Below are 6,034 nucleotides of genomic sequence, written 5' to 3' on the forward strand. Positions count from 1 at the left end.
CCTCCACCAACGACCAGTCCGTATACGGCGCCAACGCCTCCGCACACTCCACAATCGACCGCCGGAACACCTCATCCGACGCGAACAACTCCGCACCCATCCCCAACCACTGCGCACCCTGACCCGGGAACACCAACACCACACCACCCGACACGGCGGTGCCGACCGGCACCTGTCCGTCGGCGACGCCGTGCAGGCCGGCCCGCATCTCGGCGAGCGACTCGCCCACCACGACCGCGCGCCGCCCGAACGGGCGCCGGGCGGCCAGCCCCGCGGCGACGTCGGCGATCGGCGCGTCGGTGGTCAGCAGGCGGCGGGCGAGGTCGCGCACCGCGGCGTCGGTCCGGCCGGTCAGGATCCAGGGCACGGGTGTGCCGGAATCGGAATCGGCATCGGGATCGGTTGCCGGGGTGGCGTCACCCTCCTCGATGATCACGTGGGCGTTCGTGCCGCTGATGCCGAACGAGGAGACGCCGGCGCGCCGGGGGCGGTCCTCCGGGGTCCAGGGCCGGGCCTCGGTGAGCAGTTCGATCGCGCCGGCCGACCAGTCGACCTCGGGCGACGGCGCATCGACGTGCAACGTGCGCGGCATCGTCTCGTGCCGCAACGCCTGCACCATCTTGATCACACCAGCCACACCCGCAGCCGCCTGCGCATGACCGATGTTCGACTTCAACGACCCCAGAAACAACGGCCGCGCCCGATCCTGACCGTACGTCGCCAACAACGCCTGCGCCTCGATCGGATCACCCAACGTGGTACCCGTACCGTGCGCCTCCACCACATCCACATCAGCCGGCACCAACCCCGCACCCGCCAACGCCTGCCGGATCACCCGCTGCTGCGACGGACCATTCGGCGCCGTCAAACCATTCGACGCACCATCCTGATTCACCGCACTACCCCGCACCACCGCCAACACCCGACGCCCCGCCCGCCGCGCATCCGACAACCGCTGCACCACCAGCACACCGACACCCTCGGCCCACCCCGTACCGTCCGCACCCGCCGCGAACGCCTTGCACCGGCCGTCCGAGGCGAGCCCGCCCTGCCGGGCGAACTCGACGAACATCCCGGGTGAGGTCATCACCGCGACGCCGCCGACCACGGCGAGGGAACACTCCCCGGCCCGCAGGGCCTGCCCGGCCTGGTGCAGCGCGACCAGCGAGGACGAACACGCCGTGTCGATGGTCAGCGCGGGGCCTTCGAAACCGTAGAAGTACGACAGCCGGCCCGACGCCACGCTCAGCGTGGTGCCGGTGAACAGCGAGCTGTCCAGGGGCGCGCCGACGTCGTACAGCCGTGGGCCGTAGTCCTGCGCGATCGCGCCGACGAACACCCCGGTACGGCTGCCCCGCAACCCCGCCGGATCGATGCCGGCCGACTCGAACGCCTCCCACGACGTCTCCATCAGCAACCGCTGCTGCGGATCCATCCCCAGCGCCTCACGCGGACTGATTCCGAAGAACTCCGCATCGAACCCGGCCACGTCGGCCAGGAAGCCGGCCGTCCGGGCGAAGTCGCCGTCGGCCTCCCAGCCCCGGTCGGCCGGGAAGCCGGTCATCGCGTCGACCCCGTCGGACACCAGGCGCCACAACGCCTCCGGCGAGTCCGCGCCGCCCGGCAGCCGGCACGCCATGCCGACGATCGCCAGCGGCTCGTCGGAAGTCGCGTCCGGGAGTGCCGCGTCCGGCGCGGCGGTGTCGTCGCCGAACAGCTCGGTCTGCAGGTGCCGGGCGAGGGCCTGCGGGGTCGGCTGGTCGAAGGTCACCGTGGAGGAGAGCCGCAGCCCGGTCGCCGTGCCGAGCCGGTTGCGCAGTTCGACGCCGGTGAGCGAGTCGAAGCCGAGGTCGCGGAACGGGCGGTCGGCGCCCACCGCGTCCGGCGAGGGCAGGCCGAGCACCGTGGCGGCCTGGGTGCGGACCAGGTCGAGCAGGAGCGCGGGACGGTCCGTGGGCGTGGCGGCGGCGAGCTGCCCGCCGGGTGCGGTCCCGGCCGCCCGGGTACGCGCCACCCGCCGCGCGGAGGTCCGGACGAGCCCGCTCAGCACGTCCGGCACGTCCCGCGCGGCCGGGTCGAACCGGGCCGGGAAGACCACGGCCGGGTCCGCGTCCAGCGCGCGGTCGAACAGCGCCAGTCCCTCCGCGGCGTCCATCGCGACCAGCCCGGTACGCGCGAGCCGGCGCCGCTCCCGGTCGTCGAGGTGACCGGTCATGCCGCCGTCCTGGGCCCAGAGTCCCCAGGCCAGCGAGACGGCGGGCAGACCGAGCGACCGGCGGTGCCCGGCCAGCGCGTCCAGGTACGCGTTCGCCGCCGCGTAGTTGGCCTGCCCGGCCGAGCCGAGCGTGCCCATCACGGACGAGAACAGGGCGAACGTGCCGACCGGCAGGTGGCTGGTCAGCTCGTGCAGGTGCTGCGCGGCGGCGGCCTTGGCGTGCAGCACGGCGGTGAGCCGCTCCGGGGTCAGCGACTCGACCAGCCCGTCGTCCAGGACTCCGGCGGTGTGCAGCACCGCGGTCAACGGCTGGTCGGCGGGGATCGCGTCGATCAGCGCGGCCAGGGCGGCCCGGTCGCCGGCGTCGCAGGCCGCCACGGTCACCTCGGCACCCAGCGCGGTCAACTCGGCGCGCAGTTCCGCCGCGCCGGGAGCGGCCGGTCCTCGCCGGCTGGTCAGCAACAGGCGCCGCACGCCGTACCGGGTGACCAGGTGGCGGGCGAGCAGGCCGCCGAGGGCGCCGGTGCCGCCGGTGATGAGGGTGGTGCCGTCCGGCCCGGGCGGGGCGGGCAGGGTGAGCACGACCTTGCCGACGTGCCGGGCGAGGCTGAGGTGACGGAACGCCTCGGGCGCCCGCCGGATGTCCCACTGCCGCACCGGCAGGGTGTGCAGGCGTCCGGTGTCGAACAGCCCGGTCAGCACGCGCAGCAGCCGGGCGATGTGGTCCGGCTCCAGCTTGATCAGGTCGAACGCGCGGTAGGTGATGGCGGGGTGGTGGGCGGCGACCCATTCCGGCGTACGGATGTCGGACTTGCCGATCTCGATGAACCGGCCGCCCGGCCGGAGCAGGCGCAGCGAAGCGTCCAGGAACTCGCCGGTGAGCGAGTTGAGGACGACGTCGACGCCGCCGGCCGCGGCGATCCGCTCGGCGAAGGCGAGCGAGCGCGAGGACGCGATGTGCGCGTCGTCCAGGCCCATCGCGCGCAGCGTGTCCCACTTGCCTTCGGACGCGGTGGCGTACACCTCGGCGCCGAGGTGGTGGGCGAGCTGGATGGCCGCCATGCCGACGCCACCGGCGCCCGCGTGGACGAGCACGCGTTCCCCGGGCGCGAGCCGGGCCAGGTCGGTGAGGCCGTGCAGGGCGGTGAGGAACACGATGGGTACGGACGCCGCGTGCACGTCGCTCCACCCGGCGGGGACCCGGGTGAGGCGGCGCCCGTCGGTGACCGCGGTCGGTGTGAACGCGCCGGGGAACATGCCCATCACCCGGTCACCCGGGGCGAAGCCGCGCACCTCCGGGCCGGTCTCGAGCACCAGACCGGCGCCTTCGATGCCCATCGTGCCGGCGCCGGGGCTGACGTCCAGTGCCATCAGGACGTCGCTGAAGTTGACGCCGGCCGCGCGCAGCGCCACCCGGACGTCGTGCGGGCCGAGCGGGCCGCAGTCCTCGACGCCGACGAGTTCGATCGCGTCGAGGGTGCCGCGGGTGGGTACGTCCAGCCGCCACCGTCCCGAACTCGGCGGCGTGAGCGGGGCGGGCGCGCCGAGCGGGGCCAGCCGGGGCACCCGGATCTCGCCGCCGCGGATGGCCGCCTCGGGGTGTCCGGCGGCGACCACGTCGGCGATCGCCGCCCAGGACGCGTCGGCGTCGTCGACGTGCACGAGCGCGAACCGGCCGGGGTTCTCGGCGGTGGCGGACCGGACCAGGCCGCGGACGGCGGCCGAGGCGAGTGGGTCGGTGTCGTCGGTGAGCACGACGAGTCGCGCGTCCGCCGGACCGGCGAGCAGCCGCTGGACGGCGGCCAGCACCTCGGCGGGTTCGGCGGCCGCGGTGACCAGCACGGCGGCCGCCTCCTCGGACACCGGCTCCGGTGCGAACCGCGGGTCGACCGGCCCGAGCAGGCGCCACGGGCCGGGCTCGGTGGCCGGTTCCGGCGCGGCGGCGGGCGACGGGAGCACCCAGTCGAGGACGTGCAACCGGCCTGCGCCGGTGGCGGGGCGGTCCATGGTCTGCGGGGCCGGGCGCATGGTGAGCGCCGCGACGGTGACCACGGGCCCGCCCGCCTCGTCATAGGCGGTGAGGCTGACGGTGTCCGGGGAGACCGCCCGTAGGCGAACCCGCAGGCGGTCGGCGCCGGTGGCGTGCAGGGTGACGCCGGACCAGCTGAACGGCAGCAGCGTCCGGCCGCCCTCGGCCAGCAGGCCGGCGAGTTCGATGGCGTGCAGGGTTGCGTCGAAGAGCGCCGGGTGCAGCGCGAAGTCGCCGGGCTCCGGGACCGCGACCTCCGCGTAGGCGGTGTCACCGGCGCTCCACAGGGCGTGCAGCCCCTGGAAGGTGGGCCCGTACTCGTAGCCGGCGTCGGCCAGCCGCGGGTAGGCGCCGTCCAGCCCGACCGGGGACGCGGGCGGCGGCCACGCCTCGGTGAGCGTGGCCGGCTCGGCCGGGGCGGCGGCGACCAGCGTGCCGGCGGCGTGCCGCGTCCAGGGACCGCCGGTGCGCGCGAAGATCTCCACCGGCCGGCGGTCGTCGGTGACGGCGCCCACGACGACCTGCACCCGGGTCTGGTCGGCGCCGAGCAGCAGCGGCGCCTCCAGGGTCAGGTCCTCGACCGTCGGATGACCGGTCAGCTCGCCGGCGTGCAGGGCCATCTCGACCAGCGCGGCGCCGGGCAGCAGCACGGTGCCGCGCACCGCGTGGTCGGCCAGCCACGGCGAGGTCCGCAGCGAGAGGACGCCGGTGAGCACGGTGCCGCCGTCCTCGCCGGCCAGGTCCACGGTCGCCCCGAGCAGCGGGTGCCCGGCCGGTTCGAGACCGCTCGGCGCGGTGCCGCCGGAGACCGGCGGGATCCAGTAGCGCTGTCGTTGGAAGGGGTACGTCGGCAGTGCCGGGGGTGGCGTGCCGGGTTCCGCGAGCCGTACCGGCGCGCCCAGCTCGAACGCGTCCGCCAGGCTGCGCAGCATCCGCCGCGGCCCACCGTCGTCACGCCGCAACGAACCCACCGCCGCGGCCTCGATCACCGGCACCAGCACCGGATGCGGCGAACACTCCACGAACAACGACGCACCCTGCGCCGCCAACCCCTCCACCACACCGGCGAACCGCACCGTCTCCCGCAGATTCCGATACCAGTAATCCGCGTCCAGCACCCACTCCGGCTCACCCGTCACCGTCGACACCAACGGCACCGACCCCACCCCCGGCGACACCCCCGCCAGATCCGCCAGAAGCTCCTCCCGTAACACCTCCACCTGCGCACAATGCGACGCGTAATCCACCGCCACCCGCCGCACCCGCACACCCTGACCGGCGAACCACCGCTCCGCCCGCTCCACCGCCGCGACCTCACCCGACAACACCGTCGCCGACGACCCGTTCACCGCGGCCACCGACACACCCGGCTCCAACTCACCCAGCGCATCCGGCGGCAACCCCACCGACAACATCGCCCCCGAACCCGCCAACCGCACCAACGCCCGGCTCCGCAACGCCGCCACCCGCGCCGCATCCGCCAACGACAGAATCCCCGCCACACACGCCGCCGCGATCTCACCCTGTGAATGACCCACCACCGCCACCGGCCGCAACCCCGCCGCCAACCACACCCGCGCCAACGACACCATCACCGCGAACAACGCCGGCTGCACCACATCCACCCGCTGCAACCACACCGGATCCGCCTCCGGCGACAACACCTCCACCAACGACCAGTCCGTATACGGCGCCAACGCCTCCGCACACTCCACAATCGACCGCCGGAACACCTCATCCGACGCGAACAACTCCGCACCCATCCCCAACCACTGCGCACCCTGACCCGG

At 74.4% G+C, this 6,034-nt stretch carries 1 protein-coding gene; it reads right to left on the reverse strand.

Annotated elements, in window-relative coordinates; genetic code table 11:
• A partial coding sequence (locus LDL48_RS43015; protein WP_255630542.1) for a type I polyketide synthase occupies nt 1–6,007 on the reverse strand: 6,007 nt, incomplete at its 3' end.
• Nucleotides 6,008–6,034 lie beyond the last annotated feature (27 nt).

Origin of the sequence: Jidongwangia harbinensis, assembly GCF_020216025.1 — a bacterium.
Lineage (GTDB): Bacteria > Actinomycetota > Actinomycetes > Mycobacteriales > Micromonosporaceae > Actinoplanes > Actinoplanes harbinensis.